The organism is Hymenobacter sp. DG25A (genome assembly GCF_001280305.1).
GTDB lineage: Bacteria > Bacteroidota > Bacteroidia > Cytophagales > Hymenobacteraceae > Hymenobacter.
This window is the reverse complement of sequence record NZ_CP012623.1, coordinates 1,523,579-1,549,954: the sequence shown is the minus strand read 5'-3', so window position 1 is coordinate 1,549,954 and position 26,376 is coordinate 1,523,579. Positions and strand designations below refer to the sequence as shown.

Here is a 26,376-nt window from a genome sequence, read left to right as displayed (position 1 = left end):
GTTGGGCTTCGGACAGCGCGGTACTATACGGAACGTTTTAACTGATGAAAAGCACGTCCAACAAACCAGGTCGCCCGGCATAGTTACGGGCGCTACTGTAAAGAAAATCTTCCGGTGCATCCACGAATCCTGCGGCCACGGGGTTGCGGTGCAGATACTCAAGCCGCTGGCGTCGGAGTTCGTTGGAAGGAAGCTCTATTGGGTGGCTGTTCTGTTGCCAGAACTGATAATGCTCGTTATGCGAGTTACGTTGCCCGGCTCGCTCAAATAGCCACAGCATCCATTCCCGCCGGCTTTCCTGTTCATTTTCCTGAATGGCCTTCAGAATAGTTTTGGAGGTATGGCGCTTCAAATCGCGCAGGATGGACGAAAGGTTGGCGGTTTCACTACTTATAATGAGATGGGCATGGTTAGTCATCAGGCACCAGGCATATAGTTCCAGTCCTTTGTGCTGCTGACAGTAGCGCAGGCTCTCCACGAAAATATCATTGTACAGGCGCCGCGTGAATACGTCTATCCAGTTGACGGTAGCAAAGCTGACGAAATAGAGCTGCTGCGAATCGTGAATCTTATACTTCTCACTCATGCCCCAAGATGCACGACTGGCGCGAGTTTCGCGCAACCAGGTACTGGCGCGAGTTTAGGCGTAGCCGTAACTCGTGCCGAACATGCCGGGAGGCTGTGCCTCCCCCGCCTGAACGACAACGCCGCCCGGATTTCTCCAGGCGACACGGTTCCGGTTTGCCGCGTTGCAGCAGTGGGGGTACAACCTCCACCTTAAAGGCTGGTCACGAGTTATGCTTCGCTAAACTCGCGCCAGTTGGGGGTTACATAAATAAAAATAGCATGCGGCTTGCATGCGTTATATATTCAACTCGTCAAATAGAATATAAAATGGCCTATTACTCAAAACCAGAATACTCACGTCGAGAGGTGAATCGTGCTGGAGAAATTCTTATTTCAGACGATGCGACGTTAGCTGAAAAGGATAATGCTCTATTAATCATTAATAACTGGAGGACTTCTCACAACTTTCCTTTGAATACATTTCAAAAAAGGTTGCGACGAACCGCAAAAAGCATCAATAATGACAGTCTAGTTGCTCAACGGATTAAGCGCCTTGCCTCGATTAAATTAAAATTGGAGCGGTTCCCCGGCATGAACATGGCGCAAATCCAAGATATAGGTGGCTGCCGCGCCATTTTAAAAGATGTAACTGAAGTTGATAAGCTTGTAAATATTTATAAACATGGAAGTAGGGGCATAAAGCACAAAATTCATAAAGAGCAAGATTATATAGATAGCCCTAAGCCATCGGGGTATAGGGGTATTCATTTAATATATAAATATCGAAGTGACAAGGATAAGGATTATGATGACATGCGCATCGAAATTCAAGTCCGAACATTGATGCAACATGCCTGGGCAACTGCTGTCGAGATAGTAGGTACGTTTATAAAGCAATCCTTGAAGTCCAGCCAAGGGGAAGAAGATTGGCTGCGTTTCTTTGCTTTGATGGGCTCAGCAATGGCTATTTCTGAAGGAAAGCCAACTGTCCCCGATACCCCAGATGATATCAAGCAACTCCGGCAAGAAATAACAAGATTAGCAAACAAATTAGATGTGGTGGGCCATCTGACAACATTTAGAAAATCTATAGAAGTTTTGGGAGGAGAGCGTCGCCTTTCTAACGCTCATTATTACCTTATAGAATTAGACCCTGCGGCTGGACGAGTGATAATAAAGTCCTATGCGCAAACGCAGCTAGCCACCGCTTCAGCAGATTATCTGCTTCTTGAAAAAAGAATTGCAAATGACACCCGTGACGCAGTTTTGGTTTCAGCCGACTCCGTTGAAGCGCTTAAGCTTGCCTTCCCCAACTACTATCTTGACGCCGACTTTTTTTTGGAACAACTTCGCCAATTTACCACCACAGGACAACTTTCTCTTTTTTAATATATTGATTATCTAAGCGCGTTTGTCCCAAACGGCCCATCATCAAAAAAAGCCCGCAACTTGCGGGCTTTTTTTGATGATGGGCAACAAATAGATATATGATTACCGATTATCACCTACATATTCCGGCGATACTGACCACCCACCTCAAACAAAGCATTGGTCACCTGACCAAGCGAGCAGAACTTCACCGTTTCCATCAACTCATCAAACAGGTTGCCATTCGCTACGGCTACTTGCTGTAGCTGCTTTAGGCGCTGCTCGGCAGTGCCCTCGTTGCGGGCGTGCAGGGTCTGGAGCTGCGTGATTTGGAACTGCTTTTCCTCCTCCGTGGCGCGGATTACCTCGGCCGGGATGACCGTGGGGGAGCCTTTGGAGGAGAGGAAGGTATTCACGCCAATGATGGGGAATTCGCCGGTGTGCTTCAGGGTCTCGTAGTAAAGGCTTTCCTCCTGAATTTTGCCGCGCTGGTACATGGTTTCCATGGCGCCCAGCACGCCGCCGCGCTCCGTGATGCGGTCAAACTCCAGCAGCACGGCTTCTTCCACCAGGTCCGTCAGCTCCTCAATGATGAAGGAACCCTGCAGCGGGTTTTCGTTTTTGGCCAGACCCAGCTCCCGGTTGATGATGAGCTGAATAGCCATGGCCCGGCGCACCGATTCCTCGGTGGGCGTGGTAATGGCCTCATCGTAGGCGTTGGTATGCAGGGAGTTGCAGTTGTCGTAAATGGCGTAGAGGGCCTGCAGCGTGGTGCGGATATCGTTGAAGTCGATTTCCTGGGCGTGCAGGCTCCGGCCGCTGGTCTGGATGTGGTATTTCAACATCTGCGAGCGGGCATCGGCGTTGTACTTCAGCTTCATGGCCTTGGCCCAGATACGGCGCGCCACGCGGCCAATTACCGCGTACTCGGGGTCGATACCGTTGGAGAAGAAGAACGACAGGTTGGGCGCGAAGTCATTCACGCTCATGCCGCGGCTCACGTAGTACTCCACAAACGTGAAGCCGTTGCTGAGCGTGAGGGCCAGTTGCGTAATGGGGTTGGCGCCCGCCTCGGCAATGTGGTAGCCGGAAATAGACACCGAGTAGAAGTTACGGACCTTCTCCTTAATGAAGTATTCCTGCACGTCGCCCATCAGGCGCAGGGCAAACTCCGTGGAGAAGATGCAGGTGTTCTGGGCCTGGTCTTCCTTCAGGATATCGGCCTGCACGGTGCCGCGCACCTGCGCCAGGGTGCGAGTTTTGATGGTGTGGTACACGTCGGCGGGCAGCACCTGGTCGCCGGTTACGCCCAGCAGCATCAGGCCGAGGCCGTCGTTGCCGGCCGGCAGCTCGCCCTGGTAAATGGGGCGGCCCACGCCTTTCTCAGCGTAGATCTGGTCAATCTTCTGGCTGACCTCGTCTTCCAGCCCGTGCTCCTTTATATACAGCTCGCACTGCTGATCAATGGCGGCATTCATGTAGAACGCGGCAATGGTGGCAGCCGGACCGTTGATGGTCATAGACACCGACGTCATCGGGTTGGCCAGGTTAAAGCCGGAATACAGCTTCTTGGCATCATCGAGGCAGCACACGCTTACACCGGCATTGCCAATTTTGCCATAGATGTCGGGCCGGTGGTCGGGGTCCTCGCCGTACAGCGTCACGGAGTCGAAAGCCGTGCTCAGGCGCTTGGCCGGCAGGCCCGCCGATACATAGTGGAAGCGGCGGTTGGTGCGCTCGGGGCCGCCTTCGCCGGCAAACATGCGGGTGGGGTCTTCGCCTTCGCGCTTGAAGGGGAAAACGCCGGCCGTGTAGGGGAACTCACCGGGCACGTTTTCCTGCAGCTGCCATTTCAGCAAATCGCCCCAGGCCGTGTAGCGCGGCAGGCTTACTTTCGGAATCTGGAGGTGGGAGAGGCTTTCGGTGTGCGTTTTGATGCGGATTTCCTTGTCGCGCACCTTAAAGATGAACTCCGGGTCGCGGTAGGATTTTACCTTTTGCGGCCAGGTCTCCAGGAGCTTCCAATTTTGCCCATCCAAACGGAGCTTGACCTCCTCGAAGGTGCTCTCCAGGCCGGCCACGAGTGCTCCTGATCCGAGTCCATTGCCGCTGCTCCCGGTGCCAGATCCTCCAACGGAGGTGTTTCCGAGGCTTTGGACGGCTCCGATGGCTTGCCGGATTCCGAAGAGCTGCTGAGCAGTGTCAGCTTGTTTTTGAACCCACTGGTCATACTGGCGGTTGGTTTCGGCTATTTCTGAGAGGTAACGCGTGCGGTGAGGCGGAATGATGTAGATCTTCTCCGAGTCCTCTTTGCTGGTTTCGAGGTGAGAGGCAAACGGCACACCCGTTTTAGCTTCTACCGTAGCCAGAATAGCACGGTAGAGGCGGTTCATGCCGGGGTCGTTGAACTGGGAGGCAATGGTTCCGAACACGGGCATCTCATCCAGCGGCTGGTTCCAGAGCTGGTGGTTGCGCTGGTATTGCTTGCGCACGTCGCGCAGGGCATCCAGGGCGCCGCGCTTGTCAAACTTATTGAGGGCAATAACGTCGGCAAAATCAAGCATGTCGATTTTCTCCAGCTGCGTGGCCGCGCCGTACTCGGGCGTCATCACATACAGGCTGGCATCGGAGTGCTCAATAATTTCGGTATCGGACTGACCAATGCCGGAGGTTTCGAGAATGATGAGGTCGAAGTCGGCGGCGCGTACCACATCCACGGCATCCTGCACATACTTGCTCAGGGCCAGGTTGCTCTGGCGCGTGGCCAGGCTGCGCATATACACCCGTGGCGAGTTAATGGCATTCATCCGGATCCGGTCGCCGAGCAGGGCGCCGCCGGTCTTCCGCTTGCTGGGGTCTACGGAAATAATGGCAATGGTCTTGTCCGGGAAGTCGAGCAGGAAGCGGCGCACCAGCTCATCTACCAGGGAAGACTTACCGGCCCCGCCGGTGCCGGTGATGCCCAGAATAGGGGCTTTCTTAACGGAAGAAGCAGGATTCACGCGCTGGTCGGCGCCGCCCTCGGCCTGCTGGAAATCGGAAATCAGCTGGCCTTTCACCCGCTCAAACTCCTGGGGGAAGTTCTCGGCGGCAGAAATCAGGCGGCCAATGCTGCGGGCATCTTTCTCTTTTACGTGCTCTACTTCGCCGTTCAGATGCTGGCCGGTGGGGAAGTCAGACTGCTTGAGCAGGTCGTTAATCATGCCCTGCAGGCCCATGGCGCGGCCGTCGTCGGGGGAGTAGATGCGCGTGATGCCGTGCTTCTGCAGCTCCGCAATTTCGGTGGGCAGAATTACGCCGCCGCCGCCGCCAAATATCTTCACATGGCCCGCCCCGCGCTCCTTGAGCAGGTCGTGCATGTACTTAAAGTATTCGTTGTGGCCGCCCTGGTAGGAGGTAATGGCAATGGCCTGGGCATCTTCCTGAATGGCGCAGTCTACAATTTCCTGCACCGAGCGGTTGTGGCCCAGGTGAATAACCTCGGCGCCGCTGCTCTGGATAATGCGGCGCATGATATTGATGGCGGCATCGTGCCCATCAAACAGGGCCGCAGCCGTTACAATGCGGATGTGGTTCTGAGGCTTATACGGAGCTACGGGAGCTGGATGCATAGCACGGGGGAGTTGGGTGGAATTATAGGGAGCGAAGGTAAGAAAAAAGCCCCGGCAGGTAAGGCCGGGGCTGATTTGGGAGCGGGAAGAAGAGAATATCTAATTAAGAAGCGGTTTCTACACTATGCGGTCATGTCGAGCGAAGTCGAGACATCTCGCGTGCTGATGTTGTAATGCTACTTGTCATGCTGAGCGCAGCCGAAGCATCTCGCCCGCTTCGTTGCGAGGGTATACCACACTAGCGAGATGTCTCGACTTCGCTCGACATGACCGGAGTTTATAATACTTACAAGATGATTTTACCTTCATCCTGTTGCTTCCTGGTTTCTACTTCGCCCCTTTCTTTCCAGCGCCTGCAGCAGCTCATCAGCGGCCTTTTCAATATCGGCGTACCCTTGCTGGGCGGCGCGCTCTTTGGCGGCAATCAGGCCGTCGCGGTGCACGGTTTTAAAGTCGCCGAAGGGGAAGTTATAGCGGCCTTTGGTGTCTTCGCCTTTGCTTTTATCGATGCCCAGGTGCCATTGGCCATACTCGGCTATTTCGTGCTTGTCCAAAAACTTATTTTCGGCGCTGCTGTCAGGGTTGTGCTGCCCCCAATGGCCCTGGTCGTTCTTGAGTTTGCCGTCCTGAATCAGCTGTTTGGCAAATTTCACGGCTTCGTTATTTAACTGCATACTCATAATGGTAAGGGGTAAAAGGGTAGGAGTAATACAAATAAGCTGGTAGTGATACGCCGGCAGGGGGGAGAAGTTGAGCCTGTATACCTGCGGTCGGTTTATCCGGGAAGCGGCCAGCGGCAAACGAGCCGGTTTTAGCATTTTCAGCCCCTTTTGACTACCTTTGCCACTGGAAAAAACCGCCTCTAGTGAAGAACATCCGCAATTTCTGCATCATCGCCCACATCGACCACGGCAAAAGCACGCTGGCCGACCGCCTGCTGGAATTTACCAGCACCGTGGCCAAGCGGGACATGCAAGCCCAGCTGCTCGACAACATGGACCTGGAGCGGGAGCGGGGCATCACCATCAAGAGCCACGCTATTCAGATGCAGTTTCCCTATAAAGGTGAAATCTACACGCTGAACCTGATTGATACCCCCGGCCACGTTGACTTCAGCTACGAAGTAAGCCGCAGCATTGCCGCCTGCGAAGGCGCCCTGCTGATTGTGGATGCCTCCCAGGGCATCGAAGCCCAGACGATTTCCAACCTGTATCTGGCCATTGGCGCCGATCTGGAAATTATTCCGGTGCTCAACAAAATAGACCTGCCGCACGCCATGCCGGAGGAGGTTACCGATGAAATCGTCGACCTAATCGGCTGTGCTCCGGAAGATATTATTCATGCCTCCGGCAAAACCGGCATCGGCATCGAAGACATTCTGCACGCTATCTGCGAGCGGGTGCCCGCCCCCAAAGGCGACCCGGAAGCTCCGTTGCAGGCCCTGATTTTTGACTCGGTATTCAACTCCTACCGGGGCATCGAAGTCCTGTTCCGCATCAAGAACGGCACCATGCGCAAGGGCGACAAGCTCCGCTTCATGGCTACCGGCAAGGAATACGGCGCCGATGAAATTGGTATCCTGGGCCTGAACCAGGAGCCCCGTCAGGAAATGAGTGCCGGCAACGTAGGCTACCTGATTTCCGGTATTAAAGAAGCCCGCGAAGTAAAAGTAGGTGATACCATCACCCACGTAGCCCGGCCCACGCCGGATGCCATTCAGGGCTTTGCCGATGTGAAGCCCATGGTATTTGCCGGTATCTACCCCGTAGAAACCAGCGAGTACGAAGAGCTGCGCGGCGCCATGGAAAAGCTGCAGCTGAACGACGCCTCCCTGGTGTGGGAGCCCGAAACCTCTGTAGCGCTGGGCTTTGGCTTCCGTTGCGGCTTCCTGGGCATGCTGCACATGGAAATTGTGCAGGAGCGCCTGGAGCGGGAGTTCAACATGACGGTGATTACCACCGTGCCCTCGGTGCAGTTCCACGCTATTGGTACCAAGGACCAGCTCCTGACCATCAATGCGCCCTCCGAAATGCCTGATCCTAACATGATCAAGCTGATTGAGGAACCCTACATCAAGGCCCAGATTATCACGGCATCGGAATACGTAGGGGCCATCATCACGCTGTGCATGGACAAGCGCGGTATCATCAAAGGCCAGAGCTACCTCACTTCCGAGCGGGTGGAGCTGTCGTTTGAGCTGCCGCTGTCGGAAATTGTATTCGACTTCTTTGATAAGCTCAAAACCCTCTCGCGGGGCTATGCCTCCCTGGACTATGAGCTGATTGGTTTCCGCGCCGCCGATATGGTGAAGCTGGACATCATGCTGAACGGGGAGAAGGTAGATGCTTTGTCGGCTATTGTACACCGTAGCAAGAGCTACGAGTGGGGCCGCCGCCTCTGCGAAAAGCTCCGGGAGCTGCTGCCCCGTCAGCAGTTTGAAATTGCTATTCAGGCCAGTATTGGTCAGAAGATCATTTCGCGCGAAACCGTGAAGGCTTTGCGTAAAAACGTAATTGCCAAGTGCTACGGCGGTGACATCAGCCGGAAGCGCAAGCTGCTGGAAAAACAAAAAGAAGGTAAGAAGCGGATGCGCCAGGTGGGCTCCGTTGAAATACCCCAGGAAGCCTTTTTGGCCGTCCTTAAAATCGATTAATATCAGAAACGCGTCCCCGTCGGACGCGTTTTTTTTGCGGTGCAAGGTGCATTTCAACAAACCCTAAACAGTAAACATTATGATGAATTGCCCCGAAGTTGCCCGCAAACTCACCAAGAACTGCTCCAGTGAAGGACAGCTCCTGAAAATTCTCGCCCACGCCAAGAAAAGCTACGCCTGGCGCGACGAATGGCCTACCCTGCAGGTTGATATCCAGACCGAAGGCGCCGCTTCCATCAGCCGGAATCAGCTTAGCACCACCTCTGCATAAAACCTTCTAACTACCCCATCAGCATGACCATAGCCCCCGAAGCCACTTCCTACCGCCTCATTGACGGCAAGCAGACTGCCGAGGCCATTAAAGAGGAAATTGCTGCTGAAGTACAGGCGCTGAAAGCCGCCGGCCACAAAGTGCCGCATCTGGCCGCCGTTCTGGTGGGCCACGATGGCGGCTCGGAAACCTATGTGCGCAACAAAGTGCTGGCCTGTGAGCGGGTAGGGTTCGAAAGCACCCTCATCCGCTACGAGGATGACATTACGGAAGCCGAGCTGCTGGCCAAAGTGGAGGAGCTGAACCAGGACGCCAACATTGATGGCTTCATTGTTCAGCTGCCCCTGCCGCGCCACATCTCCGCCGAGAAGGTGATTGAAGCCATCCGCCCGGAAAAGGATGTGGATGGTTTTCACCCCATGAACATCGGCCGGATGGTAGCCGGCCTGCCGGCTTTGCTGCCCGCTACGCCCTCGGGTATTGTGGAGCTGCTACGCCGCTATGAGCTGCCAACCGATGGCAAGCACTGCGTAATTATTGGGCGTAGCAATATTGTAGGTACTCCGGTTAGTATCTTGCTGGCTAAGAACTTAGACCCGGGTAACTGCACGGTTACTTTATGCCATTCGCATACCCAAAACCTGGCCGAGATTACCCGCACGGCAGATATTCTGGTAGCAGCTCTGGGCCGTCCGGAGTTTGTTCGGGCGGATATGGTGAAGCCGGGAGCCGTGGTGATTGATGTGGGTACCTCCCGGGTGGAAGATGCTACCAAGAAGTCGGGCTATACCCTCAAGGGGGATGTGTGCTTTGCCGAGGTAGCACCGCTGAGCTCCTACATCACGCCGGTGCCTGGTGGAGTGGGTCCCATGACCATTGCTATGTTACTGCAAAACACCCTGAAAGCCGCCAAACAGGAGGTGTATACACGGTAGAATCCAATTTTGAACGACTGTAGCTTTCATTTACAGTCGAATTTTACTACTTTTAAGGTCGGGCTCTGGAAATGGAACCGGCTGGCATGCCAGGCTGGTTTCCATTCGGGAACCGGCCTTTTTTGTTTTGCCTGCATTGTGACTCACTCCTTTTCTTCTCTGCCCGTCCTGAATTCTCTGCACCCGGTAGCCGGTGTGGCCCTGCCCCTTATGGAACAGTTTTATACTATTCAGGGTGAGGGATATAACGCTGGCCGTGCGGCCTATTTCCTGCGCCTGGGTGGCTGTGACGTGGGCTGCCATTGGTGCGATGTAAAAGAATCCTGGGATGCCGACCAGCATCCGCGGGTGACTATTGCTGATATGGTGATGTCTGCTACGGCTAATGCCGGCCGCAACGTGGTAATTACCGGCGGCGAGCCGCTGATGCACGACCTGACCTCCCTGACCACGGCCCTGAAGGAAGCCGGCTGCCATAACTGGATAGAAACCTCTGGTGCTTACCCGCTTACCGGTACCTGGGACTGGATCTGTGTGTCTCCCAAGAAGTTTAAAGCCCCGCTGCCGGAAGTGGTAGCCCAGGCCCACGAGCTGAAAGTGGTTATTTTCAATAAGAGCGACTTTGCCTGGGCCGAGCAGCACGCCGCAATGGCCGGGCCGCACACGCGCCTGTACCTGCAGCCGGAGTGGAGCAAAGCGGCTACCATGACGCCGCTCATCATTGAGTATGTGAAGGAGCACCCCCAGTGGCAGATTTCCCTGCAGACGCACAAGTACCTCGATATTCCGTAACCATCCGTTATGCGCTGTTTTTGCCTGCTTTTGCTTTTTGGGCTGTTCCTGATGGGCAGTGTTTCGCCGCTCAGGGCGCAAACCAAGCTTTCCTCCACCAATTCGAAAGCGCTGAACCTGTTTGAAAAAGCACAAGGCCAGGCAAAAAACCGGGACTTCGCAAAGGCCATTGAAACCTTAGGCGTATTAAATCAGAAGTTTCCCTCCCTGGGCGAACCGTATTTGTTGAAAGGCTCCCTGCAGAAGGCGCTGGGAGATAATCGAGGCGCTTTTGAATCTTACCGCACCGGCTTACAGCTTTTGCCTTTTACCCCTGCCCGTTCGCTGGACTACTTTGCCCTGGGCGAGCTGGCCCTCACGTACGGCGAGTATGCGGTGGCCGCAGAGAACTATAACCGCTACCTGAAAACGGCTATAAATGGCCATCGGGCAATACCAAAAGCCCTTCGCCAGCTCAAAAACTGCGAGTTTGCGCAGGCTGCCATGGCCCGGCCAGTAGGCTCCGCGCCGCAGCGCATGCCTGAGCCTTTGAATACCTTTCGGTTTCAGTATTTCCCTTCCCTTACCGCTGATAACCGGTTTCTGCTCTTTACCGGCCGTACCACGGCCCAGAGCGACGAGGACCTGTACCTGAGCCAGCAAAACCCTGATGGCACCATGGGCCCGCCCATTCCCATTTCAACCGCCATTAATACCGAGCTGAACGAGGGTGCCGGCACCATTTCCGGCGACGGCAAAACTCTGGTGTTTGCTTCCTGCGACCGGCCGGGCTCAGTGGGCAACTGCGACCTGTATATCTCCCGGCGCACCGGCAATGCCTGGAGCAAACCCCGCAACCTGGGCCGCGCCGTGAATTCCGCCAACTGGGACTCCCAGCCAGCTTTGTCTGCTGATGGCCGCACCCTATATTTCACCTCTGACCGCCGCGGTGGGCAAGGTCTGGAAGATATCTACGTCACCTCTTTGCAAACTGATGGTACCTGGAGCGCAGCCCGCAACCTGGGAGCACCCGTGAACACGGCCGGCAAAGACATGGCCCCATTCATTCATGCCAGTGGCAGCACCCTGTATTATGTTACGGATGGGCTGGTAGGCATGGGCGGCCTCGATATCTACAAGTGCACCATCGAGAACGGCAAGTGGTCGGAGCCCATGAACCTGGGCTACCCGCTGAACACCCACGAGAATGAAGCCTCCCTGTACATTGCCTCCGATAACGTGCGGGGCTTTTGCTCCCGTACCCGGCCCGCCGAGGCCGGCGTAATGGAGCGCGACCGGGCCGTAGATCTGTTCTCGTTTGAAGTACCCAAAGAAGTTCGCTCCCGCGAGGCCAGTACCTACACGCAGGGGCGTGTGTTTGATGCCACCACCAAAAAGCCTTTGCAGGCCGATGTACAGCTCTATGATCTGGTCACAAACCAGCTGGTGCAATACGTTACCTCCGACCCTATTAATGGCGACTATACCGTAGTGCTGAATGAGGGCCGGCAGTACGCCATGTATGCGGCCGCCGATGGCTACCTGCTGAAGAGCCTCAGCTTCGACTACACCAATAAACACACCTTCGACCCGCTGACCCTGGATATGTACCTGGAGCCCGTGAAAACCGGCCGCACTATGGTGCTGAATAACCTGTTCTTTGAAACCAACGAGTATAAGCTAAAGCCCACTTCCCGCACGGAGCTGGACCGGCTTATTCAGTTCATGCGGCAGTACAAAGACGTACAGGTACAAATTGCCGGCCACACGGATGATGTGGGGGCCGATGCCGATAATGAGAAGCTCTCCCTGAACCGGGCCCGCTCAGTATATAGCTACCTAGTAGCCAATGGCATTGCGGCCAGCCGCCTGCGCTACAAAGGCTATGGGGAAAACAAGCCCCTGGTGGCAAATGATTCAGAGAGCAACCGCCAGCAAAACCGCCGGATTGAGTTCGAAATCCTATAAACGCATTTAAAGTAATAGTTGCAGTAACCCTGATAGTTGTTCTATCAGGGTTTTTTGTTGTCTTATATAAAGAATATTAGAGTATACTAATGCTTTTAGGTGAGAGAATTAAAGATCTGATAATGAGGTTATTAATATATGATAAAAAAAGTATTGCAGGAGTATAGTTATAAAAATTCTTTTTATTATTAAATATTATGCTATATTTGTTTCGGCTGGTTCCTTAAGAATCTGCTAAAACCAGAAGCTTTATCTTGTTGGTCTTTTTCTCTCACGTGTCTTGTACAATTCTCTCCTCACCGTTCAACCTTCACCCTTTATGAAAAACCTCTTCATGTGCGCCTGTCTCCTGATAGGCACTCAGGCATTTGCTTCCAATAATGGCAAGGCCGTAGCGCCAGATCATGGAGCTGCCGTTAGTGCCCGGGCTACCGCACTCACCCGCACTATGGCCCAGACGGTGCAGCTGGACGAAGGCCAGTATCTGAAAATTAAGCAGCTGAATACCCGCATGCTGACGGCTGTGGATGATTTGAAAGCCCGCTTCTCTGCCGATCCGGAGCTGCTGGATCAACACATGGCAGAAGCTCAGTTCCGGTATGAGATGGAACTCACCGCTCTGTTGCGCCCCCGGCAGATAGCCGTTTATCATGCAGCCCGGGAGAACATGACGGCGCTTAGCATCACCCGCTAAACGGCCCAAACACAGCCTTAAAATGAGCCCGCCAAAAGCGGGCTTTTTTTATGCTCTAAGGTGAAGAGTTTGCTATGGGGTAGGCGGCTGCTATACAATAAAAAATTATTTAAGTAATATATTGGATAAGCTAGATTTATATTTATTTTTATAAAAAATATAACTACATCAAAGCGTTAGCATTACCTGGTGATGCCGATAGTGTGTAGTTAGGTAGTTTATATCCCTTTCATCAGCCCCTTCACCATGAAAAGAAATCTACTCCAGGTGTTATTAGCAATGGGGCTGTGTGGTTACCTCAGCAGCTGCGTTACGCCTTCCACCAAAGCAAGCCTGCCGGATTTTGCAACGTCGCTCACCCGGCAAATGGCCGATAAGGCCCACTTGACCGAAGGGCAGTATGACCGGGTTAGAAAGCTGCATATACAGCAGCTGGCGGAGGTGAAGCGCTTAAAGAAGCAACTGGCCCATCAGCCTATTCTGCTGCAGAACCGGCTGGAGGAAGTGCGCAGCCAGTATGAATGGGAGCTGGCCACTATTCTGTCACCGGAGCAGCTGGCCAGTCTGGAGCCTTATCAGAATGAGTTGACGGCCCAGCTGGTTGAAAGTCCTAACCAGGGAATTGCCAAAAACCTATAAAAAAAGCCGGCCTGATACCAGGCCGGCTTTTTAATGCTTCAATAGTTCGATACTAGCGCTGGTCGATGCCAACATAATTACGCTCGGTTTCGCCGGTGTAGATCTGACGCGGACGGCCAATAGGCTCCTTGTTCTCGCGCATTTCTTTCCACTGGGCAATCCAGCCGGGCAGACGGCCCAGGGCAAACATTACCGTGAACATCTCAGTAGGAATACCGATGGCCCGGTAGATGATGCCAGAGTAGAAGTCTACGTTCGGGTACAGCTTCCGCTCAATGAAGTACTCATCGGTGAGAGCAGCCTGCTCCAGCTCCTGGGCAATCTTCAGCAGCGGGTCATCAATGCCGAGGGCAGCCAGCACTTCGTCGGCGGCCTTTTTGATGATTTTGGCGCGTGGGTCGAAGTTCTTGTACACGCGGTGGCCAAAGCCCATCAGACGGAACGAATCGTTCTTGTCCTTGGCTTTCGCAATGAACTTGCTGGTGTCGCCACCGTCTTTCTGAATGGCCTGCAGCATCTCCAGCACCTCCTGGTTGGCACCGCCGTGCAGCGGGCCCCACAGGGCGTTGATACCGGCCGAAACCGAGCCGTAAAGCGAAGCGTTGGCCGAGCCTACGAGGCGCACGGTAGAGGTAGAGCAGTTCTGCTCGTGGTCGGCGTGCAGGATGAGCAGCTTGTTGAGGGCGCTAACAATCCGGGGGTCGATTTCATACTTCTCCGTGGGGAAGCTGAACATCATGTACAGGAAGTTAGAGCAATAGTCGAGGTCGTTGCGCGGATAATTCAGCGGGTGACCCATGTTGTTTTTGTACGTCCAGGCCGCAATGGTGGAAATTTTGGCCATGAGACGAATAACATTCAGGTCAATTTCTTCCTTGCTCAGGTCTGGCGCTACGCTCTCGGGGTAGAAAGCCGTAAGCGAGCAGATCAGGCTGCTCAGAATAGCCATGGGGTGCGCCGCCGACGGGAAACCGTCGAAAATCTTGCGCACATCTTCGTGCACCAGCGTATGCTTGGTAATCTGGTGGCTGAAATCGTCCAGCTCGGCCTGGGTAGGCAGCTTGCCGTAAATCAGCAGGTAGGCTACTTCAATAAAGCTCGACTGCTCAGCCAACTGCTCAATAGGATAGCCGCGGTAGCGCAGAATGCCTTCTTCGCCATCGAGGAACGTAATGGCGCTTTTGGTGGCGCCGGTATTTTTATAGCCCGAGTCAAGGGTCACGTAACCGGTCAGGTCACGCAGCTTGGCGATATCAATTGCCTTTTCGTGCTCGGTGCCTTCAATAACGGGGAAAGGGTAGGATTTCCCGTCGAGGATAATCTCAGCAGACTCTGCCATAAGCGTGAATTTGGGTGGATGCGGGGCGAAACTAAAGAATTACCGGCAAGCCGGAAAGCCCGGTGGTTTGTTGCACGTTATACTACAAACCAGCCCGGTGGTTGTTCGGCGAAGGTTGCAAAAATATTCGCTATGCCGACAATTCAGGCATTGTTGAGCTGATTCTGTAAATATTTCCGCAAAAAGGCGGCCCGGTACTACGCTATTTGCCAATGCAGAACTGGGTGAAAATGCTGGTTAGCAGGTCGTCAGAGGATATTTCGCCGGTTATTTCGCCTAATGATGCCAAGGCCCGCCGCAGGTCCGCCGCCAGCAGCTCCGTACCCTGATTGTTGGCTAAGCCCTGCAGCACGGCGTCCAAAGAGTCGAGGGAGGCTTCCAGGCTGCGGGCGTGGCGCAGATTGGTTACAATGGTGGCCGTGCCGGTACGGTCCAGGCCCGCGCCGCGCACTTTTTGCAGCAGCGCTTCCTGTAGCTCATCCAGGCCAGCCCCGGTAGCCGCGGCTATGGGCAGCACGTAGGGCAGGTGCCCAAAGGCGGCTATAGCGTCCGGGGAGGCTATATCGGCTTTGTTGGCTACGGCCAGCACGGGTATCCGTTCCTGGGGGTTCAGCGCCTGCAGTTCGGCCGTCAGCTCCTCGGGGGTAGTGGTAGCCAGATCAAACAGATAAATCAGCAGGGCGGCCTTCTGCACGCGCTGTAGCGTGCGCTCCACGCCAATGGACTCCACCACATCGGTGGTTTCGCGCAGGCCGGCCGTATCTACAAACCGGAACCGGATACCCTCAATGCTTACTTCATCCTCAATAAAGTCGCGGGTGGTGCCCGGCACGGCCGATACAATGGCGCGCTCCTCATTCAGCAGCGCATTGAGCAGGGTAGATTTACCGGCGTTGGGCTTACCGGCAATAACGGTGGTGACGCCATTTTTGATAACGTTGCCGAGCTCAAAGGAGCGCAGCAACTGCCGGATGATGGTTTGCAGTTCCTGCAGCAGGCGCAGCATGCCGGTGCGGTCAGCAAACTCCACGTCTTCTTCGCCAAAATCCAGCTCCAGCTCCAGCAGGGCGGCAAACTGCACCAGGCGGGCCCGCAGTGCTTTCAGCTCCTGGGAAAAGCCGCCGCGCATCTGCTGCATGGCCACCTGGTGCGAAAGGGCCGAATCGGCGGCAATCAGGTCGGCTACGGCTTCGGCCTGGGCCAAGTCGAAGGCGCCATTCAGGAATGCGCGCTTGGTAAACTCGCCGGCTTCGGCCAGGCGTGCGCCTTTGCGGGTAAGCAACGTCAGCAGCTCCTGTACAATGTAGTCGGAGCCGTGGCAGCTGATTTCCACTACGTCTTCGCGGGTGTAGGAGTGTGGGGCCCGAAACAGGGAAACCACCACCTCATCCAGAATGCGGCCTTGGTCGCGCACGGTGCCAAAGTGCAGGGTGTGCGAAGGCTGGGCGGCCAGGTTCTTCCCGGCAAACACCTCATCGGTCAGGGCAACGGCCTGCGGCCCGGAGAGGCGCACCAGCGCAATGGCACCCGCGCCGGGCGGCGTGGACAGCGCCACAATGGTATCAGAAAGCGAAGGAGGCAACAGGCTGGCCACGGCAGGAAGAATAGAAAATCAGAAGGCAAAGATAGCAAAGCCCACGCGGCGCCACTGGCAGGAAACCCCGGTGCTGCGCCTAACCGGCCACGTACAAATTACGGCTCACCTCCGCAGAAAGCAGCTGAATGGATATATTGTTTATCTTAATTTGCAGGGAGTTATCGAAGTGTATCTTATCTACTACTTCAAGGTAGCAACCCAGGCGCAAACCAATCTTATCCAGGTACTGCAGAAACGGGACAGTTGTGTTTCCTACTGCCACCACGGTGCCATGCTCGCCGGCGCGCAGGTCGGCAACCAGGCGGTGGCGGGGGTGATTCACGGATCCGTCTTCGGCGGGTATCGGGTCGCCGTGGGGGTCGGTTTGCGGAAAGCCCAGGTATTCATCCAGGCGGCGGATGAGCAAGGGGGACTGCAGGTGCTCCATTTCCTCGGCCACATCGTGCACCTCATCCCATGTGAAGCCCAGCTTCTCCACCAGGAAAACTTCCCATAGCCGGTGCTTCCGAATGGTGAGCAAGGCCAGCCGGCGGCCCTCCTCCGAAAGCGAAACCCCGCGGTAGCGCTGGTAGTGCAGCAAGCCTTTTTCGCCCAGCCGCCGGAGCATATCCGTCACGGAAGCGGGCCGCGTCTGCAGGGCCTCGGCAATGCTGTTGGTGCTAACATCGGTGCCCGGCGCTGCTTCCGACAGCTTATAGATGGCCTTCAGGTAATTTTCCTCGGTGAAGCTTGGCAAGTTCTTGTGGTATGATGGGCGCTCAGGCGTGGACAAAGGTCTGAAAAAAAGCGAGGCAGGCGAAAAACACCGGCCTCGCTTTGAAATGTAATGAGTAGCAGCCGGTATCAGCCGCCAAAGGCTACCAGCGAATCAGGGCCGAGGCCCAGGTGAAACCGGATCCGAACGCTGCCAGGCAAACCAGGTCGCAGCGCTTGATGCGGCCTTCCTGTACGGCTTCGCTCAGGGCAATAGGCACGGATGCGGCCGTGGTGTTGCCGTAACGCTGCACGTTGCTGTACACTTTCTCATCCGGCAAGCCCATTTTCTGCTGCACGTATTGCGTGATGCGCAGGTTAGCCTGGTGCGGAATCAGCATGTCAATGTCAGCAGGCTGATAGCCGTTCTGGTCGAGGGCTTCTTTAATAACCTGCGGGAAACGGACGACAGCGTGCTTAAACACGTTCTGCCCATTCATGTAAGGGTACATGTCCGCGGGGTTATCGATGGCGCGCTGCACGCGGTTCTCGAAGTTAGAGCCGGGCTCTTTCACAATCAACTCCTCCGCATACTCGCCCTGCGAGTGCAGGTGGGTGCTCAGAATGCCGCGGCCTTCCTCCGTGGTGGGGCGCAGCACTACCGCGCCGGCACCATCCCCAAAAATAACCGAAACGGCCCGCCCGCGGGTAGACTTATCCAAACCGGAAGAGTGAATCTCAGAGCCTACCACCAGTACCGTGTCGTACATGCCGGTTTTGATGAACTGATCAGCCACCGACAGGGCGTAGATAAAGCCGGAGCACTGGTTGCGTACATCCAGGGCCGGAATAGTAGCTTTAATGCCCAACTCCCGCTGCATCAGCACCCCCGAACCCGGGAAAACATAGTCGGGAGAAAGAGTAGCGAAAACAATCAGCTGTACATCATCGGGCGTGAGGCCGGCCATTTCCAGTGCTTTGCGCGAGGCATTGGCACCCATGTTGGCCGTGGTGTCTTTGCCTTCCACAAACCAGCGCCGCTCCCGGATGCCGGTGCGCTCCTGAATCCACTCATCAGTGGTTTCCATGATTTGGGTGATGTCGGCGTTGGTGACAACCCGGTCGGGCACGTAGTGGCCTACGCCGGCAATTTCTGAATGTCGGAGAGTGTTCATAAAAGGGAGTGGGATTTGCGGGGCGGGGAAGGGCGAAGGTGTGAAACGAATGTAAAGAATTTCGCCTATCTGCCCCGTAAACGGGGCGCAAAGGTCGGTAGTTACTCTATAGTTTCCACTATTGACCACAATTTAGCGCCTTCCAAGGACCAAAAAGCATCGGATGGAACGCCAGCAGGATAAAAAACACCGCCTAACAGCTGGCTTCGCACTTCTATGGCCGCCGAGGCATCAGTGAAATCGGTCACAATCCCTGCCTGGTATTTGGTAACCAGCGTGCGCCACAACGCATTGTTGGGGATAACAACGGGTAGGCCCAGGGCCAGGTATTCAAACAGCTTGGTAGGAATGCAGCGCCAAGAGCTGGGGTGTGGCTGATACGGTAGCAGGCCCACCTGACTGCGGCTAATAGCTTCTACAATCTGAGCGTGGGGAACGGGCGTAGCGCCGCCCACCAACGTTACCGCGCCGGCTGTGGCGGCCACGGCTGCCTGCAACCGCTGCAGCACTTCGGGTTGCTGGCAGTAGCCAATAATCGTCAGGTGGGCTTCTGGCCAAACGGTGCGCAGGCTCGTGGCAAAGGCAATGGCATCAAACACCCCATTCAGCTCGGAGATAGTGCCGGTGTACAACAGCTCCAGCGGCTGGCCGGGCGCCAGCTTAACGGGCGTGACACGCGGCAGCACCGCACCCAAGGGCTGATATTTGTTTTCCAGTACGGTTGTTTGTTCCGGTCGGGCAAAGGGAAGCTCTTCGGCGTAGCTGCGTTCGGCCAGAATAAGGCGGGCGGCATAGCGGGCCGCCAAGGTTTCCAGTCCGCGCACGCCCGCTGCCAGCAAGCCGCGCAGCCAGGCCGGATATACTCGCTGGGTCCGGATGTTGAGCGCATAGTTCTCCCGCACATCATAAAGGAAGCGCCGGTTGGGCCCCAGGGCCTGCCACAGCAGGGTGAGCGGCAATAGCTCCGGAGCATGCACCACACATAAATCAGGCTGCAGTTGTTGCAAAAGCCGCCAGTACCGGCCCTGCGCCTTTAGCCGGGCAAAACTCAGGCGGGTGCTGGCCAGCAGCACATGTGTGTGCAGGTTGCTGGGGGCATCGGCAGGCGTGTGTGCGGCACGCCCGGCTACGTTTACCTGCATAGCGGGCCGCTGGGCCAGGGTGCGGCCAAACTTCTCATACATGCGCGTGTCGTCCAGTGGCTTGAGCACCGACGCCAGTAAAATCGTGCGGATTCGGCTGGACAAGGGGGAAACGGGTAAAATAGAAACGAGACGGGCGGACGAAAAAGGCGGTAATACCAGCCGGTAAGATACACGAAAACCACCTTGCCTGGCAGACAAGGTGGTTTTGCTGGAGTTTACTTCCCGGTGAATTACTTCACCATGATGTTGCCGCGGATTTCGCCGCCGGGGTTGGCAGTGGTATGGAAGTTCACGTAGAAATTGCCCTTCAGCAATTCTGCAGCATCAGCTTCCGAGAGCGTAGCGGTGCCCGTGATAGGCGAGGTGAGGCTGGTGAATTCTACCACTACCGGGCCATTGGCGCCCGGAGCCGCGCTATGAATATGTCCGCCACCAGGCGTAATGCCCTGGTATGTGACGGTGTAGGTGAGCTTGCGGCTCATCTTATCATAAGTGCCCGTGAAATTGCCGGAGCCGGCAGATGTAACGGCGGGCACTTCCTGCTGGCCATTAATCGCGGCTTCCAGGTTGGCTGTGCTGGGAGCGGCATCGTCATCATCTTTTTTGCAGCCGGTAAAGGCTACGGCGCCCATCAGCAACACCGCCAACAGAGAAGAAGAAAGCTTTTTCATAAAAAGGTAAACGGTTAAAAATAGGGGAAAGAGAAAAGGATTATTTGCGGAATTTGTCCTGGGACCGCAGCGTGAAGTTGCGGTTCACGTTGAAGCCGAAATACAGGTCGCCTTTAAAGAAATTGCCCTGGGTGTTGGCCACAAAGAACTTCTCAATCATGCCCTGAGAGTTAGTCACGTGCAGCTGGAACACGTGGCCTCCGGTTTCTATATCAAAGCCGACGGCCAGGGAGTTGCGCACTTCGTTGGGCTTGTTGGAGGGCACCAGGTAGTAGTATTCCAGATTGAGGGAGGTGCGCTTGGTGAGCTTCTGGCGGCCGCCAAAACCAATGGCGTACACATCATGCTGGTCCTGCTCGGAGGCCACCAGGTTGCGGTGAATCAGCGTGGGCATGAGCTGCAGGGAGAGCTCCGGGCTGAACTTGCGCGCTATCAGTGCCTGGTAGGCGTAGGTCATACGCCGCGTGAGGGTGCGCTCTACCAGGTCGTTGTATTTGAGGGTGGTGAGAGCCGAGCTGGCAAACAGCGTGATGGATACCGGCATAGGATGGGCGCCGGTGGTCTGGCGCAGGGCCTTGTATTTGACAAAGCTGTCGAGGGTTTTTTCCAGCGAGCTGCGCCCAATGCCGACCGTGAGCCGGTCCGTGAGGCCATATTCCAGGCCCAGCCGAATGGAGGCCTGGTCCAGCCCGAAGAAGTTGTAGGCGCCGCTGTTCAGGGTGCCAAAGCGGTGCGAAATCAGAAATACCATGGTGCCCTGCCCGGGTGTTTGAATGGTATGGCCGTTGATGAGGCGCGAGCTTTTGAAGGTGGCATCCACCACGGAGGAGCCGGTGGCAGGCGGGGTTTGCTCTTCCAGCTGGTTCAGCAAATCATCCTGGGCCTGGGCCGGCGTGGCCATCAGAGCGCCCAGTACAAGCAGGAGTGTGCCCAAGGTGCGGGGCAGACGAAAGTAGAGTTTACGCATAGCGTAATAGGTTAAGGTTGGGCAAGAGTAACAGGAGAGATAGGGTCGCAGGCCATCGACACCCGGATGGTGACTACTTTGCCAATATGCTCGCGCACCAGCAGGGGCACGTCAATGGCGTAGTCGGCGGGAGCTACGCTGAACAGGGTGTGTACCAGCAAGCGGCCGCTTGCTATTTCCAGCGAGCCGGTAGTTTGCACCCGGCGGGTAACGCCGTGCATGGTCAGGTCGCCTTCCACATTCACCCGCTGTGCTCCGCCTTTGTGCAGCTGGTCCACATTCAGGTTGGTCACGCGCCCTTTAAAAGTGGCTTTCGGGAAGCGGTCCGACTCCATGTAGTTCTCGTTGAAGTGCTCCTGCATCAGGGTGCGCTTGAACTCGAAGGAGCGGATGGGAATGGCAAAAGCCACCTGCGTTGTTTGCATGTCCAGCAAAGCGGCTCCCTGATTGGTTTTGGCCTCAATGTCTTCCATGATGCTCACGGAAAAGAAGCTCACCGATCCGGTACGGGTAGAATAGCGTTGGGCGGAGGCCGAAGAAGAAACCCCCAATAGCAACGCCATGCACAGCCAGGAGTAGCAGTGTTTCATGGGTGCGGGAAAAGAGGAACGAGTTAGTTCTGAGGTGCGCCGGCATCTACCCACTTCTGCAGCAGGGCAATGTCGCAGGCAGAAATCTTAGCGCCGTTTTTTGGCATGGGGTCATACCCCGGCGCGTGCGATACCACCCCCATCAGCTGGCCAGTAGAGGCGCGCTGGCTGAGCTCGGTATAGTCTTCTAGATTTACATTGCCAGTGCGCAGGGCCGCGCTGTGGCAGCTCAGGCAGTTGCGGGCCAGCAGAGGCTGAATGTTCTGCGAGTAAGTGACCAGGTCGGGCGTAACGCATACCGGCTTCGGGTCGCTTACCTTGTCGGCCACATCGTAGGCGCAACCAGAAAGCAGCAGGGCAAGGATTGAGAAAGAGTAGCGGTTCATTGCAAAGGCGGGCAGGATAGTAGGGCGCGGCAGCAGGATAAATCCTGATTTTCACTACCTACGCGGTGATTTAGGTAACTGGATTTACTGGAAGAAAAATTTGTAATAAATTCTCCTGATTGGACTTTAAACCCCTTTGCTGTACTAAAGATGTAGCTACATCATTTTGTTCTGATTTTTGTAAAAAAAAGTTCCATAATTATTCTTGCGCCTTTTTTGCGGCGAGATATTTTGCTGGTTATTTCAGGCATCGGGCAACAAGAACTAGCTTTGCCGCCCATTCACTCTGACCCTTTTTTGCATGACTGATCTGCAAACCATAATAGAAGCAGCCTGGAACGACCGCAGCCTGCTGCAACAATCCGCCACCACCGATGCCATTCACCACGTGATAGAAGAGCTGGACAAAGGCCGCCTGCGTGTGGCCCAGCCCGTGGCAGATGAGTGGCAGGTGAACGACTGGGTAAAAAAGGCCGTCATCCTGTATTTCCCCATCCGCCAGATGGAAACCATCGAAGTCGGCCCCTTTGAGTTCCGCGACAAAATGCGCCTCAAAACCGACTATGAGCAGCAGGGCGTGCGCGTAGTGCCGCCCGCCGTAGCCCGCTACGGTGCCTACCTGGCGCCCGGCGTTATCATGATGCCCAGCTACGTGAACATTGGCGCCTGGGTAGGCGAGGGGACCATGGTAGATACCTGGGCCACTGTTGGCTCCTGCGCCCAGATTGGGGCCGGCGTACACCTGAGCGGTGGCGTAGGAATTGGCGGCGTGCTGGAGCCCGTGCAGGCCGCCCCGGTTATTATTGAAGATGGCGCTTTCATTGGCTCCCGCAGCATTCTGGTTGAAGGCTGCCGCGTAGGCAAAGAGGCTGTCATCGGGGCGGGCGTTACTATCACCGGCAGCACCAAAATCATCGACGTAACTGGCACCGAGCCCAGAGAATACAAAGGCTTTGTGCCTGCCCGCTCCGTGGTTATTCCTGGCTCATACGCCAAGCAATTCGCGGCCGGCGAATACCACGTGCCCTGCGCCCTTATCATCGGTCAGCGCAAGCCCAGCACGGATCTAAAAACGTCATTGAACGATGCACTGCGGGAGCATGGCGTAGCCGTATAAATCACGGATTTTCCCGGCTTTGACGGATTCGTCGGATTTTGTAGTCGGTTATCGATTATGACTTCTTTAACATGACATCATTCCATAGCCAACAAAAAAAGCCTCGCAGACTGTGAGGCTTTTTTTGTTGATGTTTACTTGTCTACGAAATCCGATGAATCCGTCAAAGCCGGGAAAATCCGTGATTTAGGCTTTTAGCTTTTCGCCAAATACCGCTTTCACCTTGTCTACCTTCGGTTTTACCACAAACTGGCAATAAGGCTGTGAGCCGTTCAGGTTGTAGTAGTTCTGGTGATAGTTCTCGGCAGGGTAGAACACCTTCAGGGGCTCTATTTCCGTCACAATAGGGCTTTCGAAGGCATGCGCCTCATTCAGCTTTTGCTTGTAAGCCTCGGCCAGGCGTTTCTGCTCCTCGTTGTGATAGTAAATGCCGGAGCGGTATTGCGTGCCCACATCATTGCCCTGGCGGTTGAGGGTGGTAGGGTCGTGGGTTTTCCAGAAAACCTCCAGCAACTCCTCAAAGCTGATCTGGGCCGGGTCAAAGGTAATTTGGGTTACCTCGTTATGGCCGGTCAGGCCGCTGCACACCTCTTTATAAGTTGGGTTAGGAATGCGGCCCCCAGTGTAGCCCGATACCACCTTTTCTACTCCTTTCAAATTCTGAAAAACGGCTTCTACGCACCAGAAGCACCCGGCGCCAAATGTTGCTTGTTCCATTCTATATCTATGTAGCTGAAATGTAAAGAGCGGGCCTGAAATCTGCCATGCTTGGTGCGTGATGCACGGGCGGCAAATTCAGGCTTTGCTACCTAAACACGCAAACCCTACTCTAAGGTTTGCCCGGCCTATACATCCATACATGCAGAAGGCCCCGCTACCAACGGGGCCTTCTGATTTGAAACCGATACCAGCGCCAGCCAGCTGGCCGGTAGACTAGCTTTTCTTGAACCGGTCAGCCAGCACCAGTTCTTTGGTGCCGTGCGTCCAGGAGTAGAAGCCTTCACCCGATTTGGCGCCCAGGCGGCCGGCCATCACCATGTTCACCAGCAGGGGGCAGGGAGCGTATTTAGGGTTGCCCAGGCCGTCGTGCAGTACCCGTAGAATAGCCAGGCATACATCCAGGCCAATAAAGTCGGCGAGCTGCAGGGGGCCCATGGGGTGCGCCATGCCCAGCTTCATTACCGTGTCAATCTCCTCTACGCCCGCCACGCCTTCAAACAAGGTATAAATGGCCTCGTTGATCATCGGCATCAGAATGCGGTTGGCCACAAAGCCGGGGTAGTCATTTACCTCCGTGGGGGTTTTGCCCAGCTGCCGCGAGAGGTCCATTACCTTTTGCGTAACAGCATTGGAAGTAGCATACCCGCGGATAACCTCCACCAGCTTCATCACCGGCACCGGGTTCATGAAGTGCATGCCAATAACCTGCTCCGGGCGCTTGGTTACGGCCGCAATCTTAGTAATAGAGATAGAAGAGGTGTTAGAGGCCAGAATAGCGCCTTGGGGCGCGTGCTGGTCCAGGTCGCGGAAGATTTGCAGCTTCAGCTCCACGTTTTCCGTGGCGGCTTCCACTACCAGCTCCACGTTGCGCACGCCATCGGCCACCGAGGTATAGGTGGTGATGTTGCCCAGCGTGGTGGTTTTGTCAGCCTCGCTGAGGGCGCCTTTAGCTACCTGGCGGTCCAGGTTTTTGGAGATAGTACCCAGCGCCCGGTCCAGCGCGGCCTGGTTTATATCAATAAGAGCAACCGGAAAACCGTGCTGTGCAAACACGTGGGCAATGCCATTGCCCATAGTGCCGGAGCCAATAACGGCAACATTCATCATGGAGGAGTGGGGATTTTGGGTGGGTATTGGAAAGGAAAATGCCCTTCCGGGGCCACAAAGCTAACCCGAAATCCTACGCACCCAACCCGCAGGACCCGCGCAGACGTAGGGTTTATTAAAAATTGATTAAACCCTGAATTGTTTGTAAATGCCTGCTTTTTAGCCTGTTTAAGATATATATAGAATTATTACTGAATATTTTTCTGCCTCAATTATATCCTTTTACCCATAGCCCCGTACAAATCCGCATATCATCCTTAAAGCACATTTTCATCCGGAAAAAGTGCCTAATGATGGTGGTTCTCTCCCTTCCACTTCCAACCACATTTTATCATCATGGGAAATCTCCTGTATATCATCGCGGTGATTCTGATCATCATCTGGGCCCTTGGCTTCCTTGGCTTCAACAGCTTCGGCATGGGTAACCTGATCCACATCCTGCTGGTTATTGCCATTATCGCCGTAGTGCTGCGTTTGATTCGCGGCGGCACGGTGTAACCGAAACAATCGGTTATATCGGCTTATCTTCGGATATGCCCCAACAAAAAAGGCCGCTCATCTGAGCGGCCTTTTTTGTGGTTTATAGTGGTTGGTCTATTTCAGATCAAACAGGAAGTTGAACCGGATTTCCGGCTGGCCATAGGGCGAATTCCGGTTGCCGGCATTGTCAATACCATCGTTGAAGTTATACAGGACCACAATATCGGCCGCCGCCCGGTTGCCGAAACGGGTACGGTAACCACCCCCGGCTAAAGGAGTATTGGCGGTGGTAGATTGTGTGTACACCCGGCCATTTACATCGGTTGCTTTGCCTTTAAGGCGGGTTACCTCGTACTCAGCGTGCAAAAAGAATTCTTTATACACGATGAGCTGAGCAAAGGCTTTGAGGCCTAAGTTATTATACACAATCCGCTTAGGGTAACCGTATGCCTGCTGATTGAAACTGGAGTAATTCTGCTGGATATACGAATAACTGAGGCCCGGCCCAATGGCGAAACGCTCGGAAACCCGGTAGCCAATAGCCGGCGCAATACTCGCGTTAAACTGCCCGTCGCCGTAGTAGCTATTGTACCCCAGCCCGAAGTTGGTGTACAGGAAATACTTGCTCTGGGGGGCTTCCGCCGCTTTGGGCTGCGGCGGAAGTTCTAACCCGGAAGGACTATTCTGACTAGGCTGAGGATATTGCTCCGTGGGGGCCGGTACGGGCACCTGCTGCTGAGGCTGCGGTTGTGGCTGCGGCGCTTGCGTAGGCGCCGCGGGCGGGGCTGTGTTCAGCTGGGGCTTTACCGTGCGGGTACTATCCGTACGCTGGGCCTGAACCGAGGGAGCCGCAAGCAGCACAAAGCCGCCGCACATAGCCGTAAGCAGAAGATGTTTCATAACCGGATAACG

25 protein-coding genes are annotated in these 26,376 nt (G+C 55.1%); 10 read left to right on the top strand and 15 right to left on the bottom strand.

Annotated features, from left to right (window positions below; translation table 11 throughout):
- Window positions 1–37: 37 nt before the first annotated feature.
- Window positions 38–586, bottom strand: a complete 549-nt coding sequence (locus AM218_RS06725; protein ID WP_054413020.1) for an REP-associated tyrosine transposase — start codon at window positions 584–586, stop codon at window positions 38–40.
- 308 nt (window positions 587–894) lie between these two features.
- Here AM218_RS06725 and AM218_RS06720 point away from each other — a divergent pair, with 308 nt between their 5' ends.
- Window positions 895–1,956, top strand: coding sequence for a RelA/SpoT domain-containing protein (locus tag AM218_RS06720; RefSeq protein ID WP_054413018.1), 1,062 nt, complete (start codon window positions 895–897; stop codon window positions 1,954–1,956).
- Window positions 1,957–2,072: 116 nt separating this feature from the next.
- On the opposite strand, the gene AM218_RS06715 is transcribed toward AM218_RS06720, so the two are convergent.
- Window positions 2,073–5,546, bottom strand: a complete 3,474-nt coding sequence (locus AM218_RS06715; RefSeq protein ID WP_054413015.1) for a methylmalonyl-CoA mutase family protein — start codon at window positions 5,544–5,546, stop codon at window positions 2,073–2,075.
- A 305-nt stretch (window positions 5,547–5,851) separates the two neighbouring features.
- Window positions 5,852–6,220 (bottom strand): hypothetical protein, encoded by a 369-nt coding sequence (locus AM218_RS06705; protein ID WP_231717560.1) that lies wholly within the window; start codon window positions 6,218–6,220, stop codon window positions 5,852–5,854.
- Window positions 6,221–6,411: 191 nt separating this feature from the next.
- On the opposite strand from AM218_RS06705, the gene lepA reads away from it, so the two are divergent.
- The 7 genes from lepA (at window position 6,412) to AM218_RS06670 (ending at window position 13,477) form a co-directional block, all read left to right on the top strand.
- On the top strand, window positions 6,412–8,199 hold the full coding sequence (lepA, locus tag AM218_RS06700) for a translation elongation factor 4 (RefSeq protein ID WP_054413009.1): 1,788 nt from the start codon (window positions 6,412–6,414) through the stop codon (window positions 8,197–8,199).
- A gap of 79 nt (window positions 8,200–8,278) precedes the next feature.
- Complete coding sequence (locus AM218_RS06695; protein WP_054413008.1) at window positions 8,279–8,470, top strand: hypothetical protein; 192 nt, start codon at window positions 8,279–8,281, stop codon at window positions 8,468–8,470.
- Between the two features lie 23 nt (window positions 8,471–8,493).
- A complete protein-coding gene (locus tag AM218_RS06690; RefSeq protein WP_054413007.1) occupies window positions 8,494–9,405 on the top strand; it encodes a bifunctional 5,10-methylenetetrahydrofolate dehydrogenase/5,10-methenyltetrahydrofolate cyclohydrolase in 912 nt (303 codons plus the stop codon).
- A gap of 210 nt (window positions 9,406–9,615) precedes the next feature.
- Window positions 9,616–10,197 carry a 7-carboxy-7-deazaguanine synthase QueE gene (locus tag AM218_RS06685; RefSeq protein WP_082318303.1) on the top strand — a complete coding sequence of 194 codons (582 nt, stop codon included), beginning with the start codon at window positions 9,616–9,618 and terminating at the stop codon, window positions 10,195–10,197.
- A gap of 9 nt (window positions 10,198–10,206) precedes the next feature.
- A complete protein-coding gene (locus AM218_RS06680; protein ID WP_054413006.1) occupies window positions 10,207–12,144 on the top strand; it encodes an OmpA family protein in 1,938 nt (645 codons plus the stop codon).
- Between the two features lie 319 nt (window positions 12,145–12,463).
- The gene (locus AM218_RS06675) at window positions 12,464–12,838 is read left to right on the top strand and encodes a hypothetical protein (RefSeq protein WP_054413004.1); all 375 of its coding nucleotides are present in this window, start codon (window positions 12,464–12,466) and stop codon (window positions 12,836–12,838) included.
- A 246-nt stretch (window positions 12,839–13,084) separates the two neighbouring features.
- Window positions 13,085–13,477, top strand: a complete 393-nt coding sequence (locus tag AM218_RS06670) for a hypothetical protein (RefSeq protein ID WP_157547556.1) — start codon at window positions 13,085–13,087, stop codon at window positions 13,475–13,477.
- A 52-nt stretch (window positions 13,478–13,529) separates the two neighbouring features.
- Here the strand turns inward: AM218_RS06670 and AM218_RS06665 are convergent, their stop codons facing one another.
- From AM218_RS06665 to AM218_RS06625, 9 genes are all read right to left on the bottom strand, one after another.
- Window positions 13,530–14,816 (bottom strand): citrate synthase, encoded by a 1,287-nt coding sequence (locus AM218_RS06665; RefSeq protein WP_054413000.1) that lies wholly within the window; start codon window positions 14,814–14,816, stop codon window positions 13,530–13,532.
- Window positions 14,817–15,018: 202 nt separating this feature from the next.
- Window positions 15,019–16,410, bottom strand: coding sequence for a tRNA uridine-5-carboxymethylaminomethyl(34) synthesis GTPase MnmE (gene mnmE, locus AM218_RS06660; RefSeq protein WP_082318101.1), 1,392 nt, complete (start codon window positions 16,408–16,410; stop codon window positions 15,019–15,021).
- Window positions 16,411–16,489: 79 nt separating this feature from the next.
- Window positions 16,490–17,149, bottom strand: a complete 660-nt coding sequence (locus AM218_RS06655; protein ID WP_054412998.1) for a metal-dependent transcriptional regulator — start codon at window positions 17,147–17,149, stop codon at window positions 16,490–16,492.
- A 121-nt stretch (window positions 17,150–17,270) separates the two neighbouring features.
- Window positions 17,271–18,281, bottom strand: a complete 1,011-nt coding sequence (locus AM218_RS06650; protein WP_054412996.1) for a 3-oxoacyl-ACP synthase III family protein — start codon at window positions 18,279–18,281, stop codon at window positions 17,271–17,273.
- A 101-nt stretch (window positions 18,282–18,382) separates the two neighbouring features.
- Window positions 18,383–19,528, bottom strand: a complete 1,146-nt coding sequence (locus AM218_RS06645) for a glycosyltransferase (protein ID WP_157547555.1) — start codon at window positions 19,526–19,528, stop codon at window positions 18,383–18,385.
- Between the two features lie 128 nt (window positions 19,529–19,656).
- Window positions 19,657–20,097 (bottom strand): CHRD domain-containing protein, encoded by a 441-nt coding sequence (locus tag AM218_RS06640; RefSeq protein WP_054412993.1) that lies wholly within the window; start codon window positions 20,095–20,097, stop codon window positions 19,657–19,659.
- Between the two features lie 40 nt (window positions 20,098–20,137).
- Entirely contained in the window at window positions 20,138–21,064 is a 927-nt protein-coding gene (locus AM218_RS06635; protein WP_054412991.1) for a DUF5777 family beta-barrel protein, read from the bottom strand.
- Window positions 21,065–21,075: 11 nt separating this feature from the next.
- Window positions 21,076–21,654 (bottom strand): YceI family protein, encoded by a 579-nt coding sequence (locus AM218_RS06630; RefSeq protein ID WP_054412989.1) that lies wholly within the window; start codon window positions 21,652–21,654, stop codon window positions 21,076–21,078.
- 23 nt (window positions 21,655–21,677) lie between these two features.
- Complete coding sequence (locus AM218_RS06625; RefSeq protein WP_054412987.1) at window positions 21,678–22,040, bottom strand: hypothetical protein; 363 nt, start codon at window positions 22,038–22,040, stop codon at window positions 21,678–21,680.
- A 301-nt stretch (window positions 22,041–22,341) separates the two neighbouring features.
- Here AM218_RS06625 and AM218_RS06620 point away from each other — a divergent pair, with 301 nt between their 5' ends.
- Window positions 22,342–23,157 carry a 2,3,4,5-tetrahydropyridine-2,6-dicarboxylate N-succinyltransferase gene (locus tag AM218_RS06620; RefSeq protein ID WP_054412985.1) on the top strand — a complete coding sequence of 272 codons (816 nt, stop codon included), beginning with the start codon at window positions 22,342–22,344 and terminating at the stop codon, window positions 23,155–23,157.
- A gap of 186 nt (window positions 23,158–23,343) precedes the next feature.
- Here the strand turns inward: AM218_RS06620 and msrA are convergent, their stop codons facing one another.
- Window positions 23,344–23,874 (bottom strand): peptide-methionine (S)-S-oxide reductase MsrA, encoded by a 531-nt coding sequence (gene msrA / locus AM218_RS06615; RefSeq protein WP_054412982.1) that lies wholly within the window; start codon window positions 23,872–23,874, stop codon window positions 23,344–23,346.
- 216 nt (window positions 23,875–24,090) lie between these two features.
- Window positions 24,091–24,984, bottom strand: a complete 894-nt coding sequence (locus AM218_RS06610) for a 3-hydroxyacyl-CoA dehydrogenase family protein (RefSeq protein ID WP_054412980.1) — start codon at window positions 24,982–24,984, stop codon at window positions 24,091–24,093.
- 336 nt (window positions 24,985–25,320) lie between these two features.
- Here AM218_RS06610 and AM218_RS16725 point away from each other — a divergent pair, with 336 nt between their 5' ends.
- Window positions 25,321–25,482: a lmo0937 family membrane protein gene (locus AM218_RS16725; RefSeq protein WP_157547554.1), complete on the top strand. Its 162-nt coding sequence runs from the start codon at window positions 25,321–25,323 to the stop codon at window positions 25,480–25,482.
- Window positions 25,483–25,578: 96 nt separating this feature from the next.
- Here the strand turns inward: AM218_RS16725 and AM218_RS06605 are convergent, their stop codons facing one another.
- The gene (locus tag AM218_RS06605; protein ID WP_157547553.1) at window positions 25,579–26,364 is read right to left on the bottom strand and encodes a hypothetical protein; all 786 of its coding nucleotides are present in this window, start codon (window positions 26,362–26,364) and stop codon (window positions 25,579–25,581) included.
- Window positions 26,365–26,376: the final 12 nt, after the last annotated feature.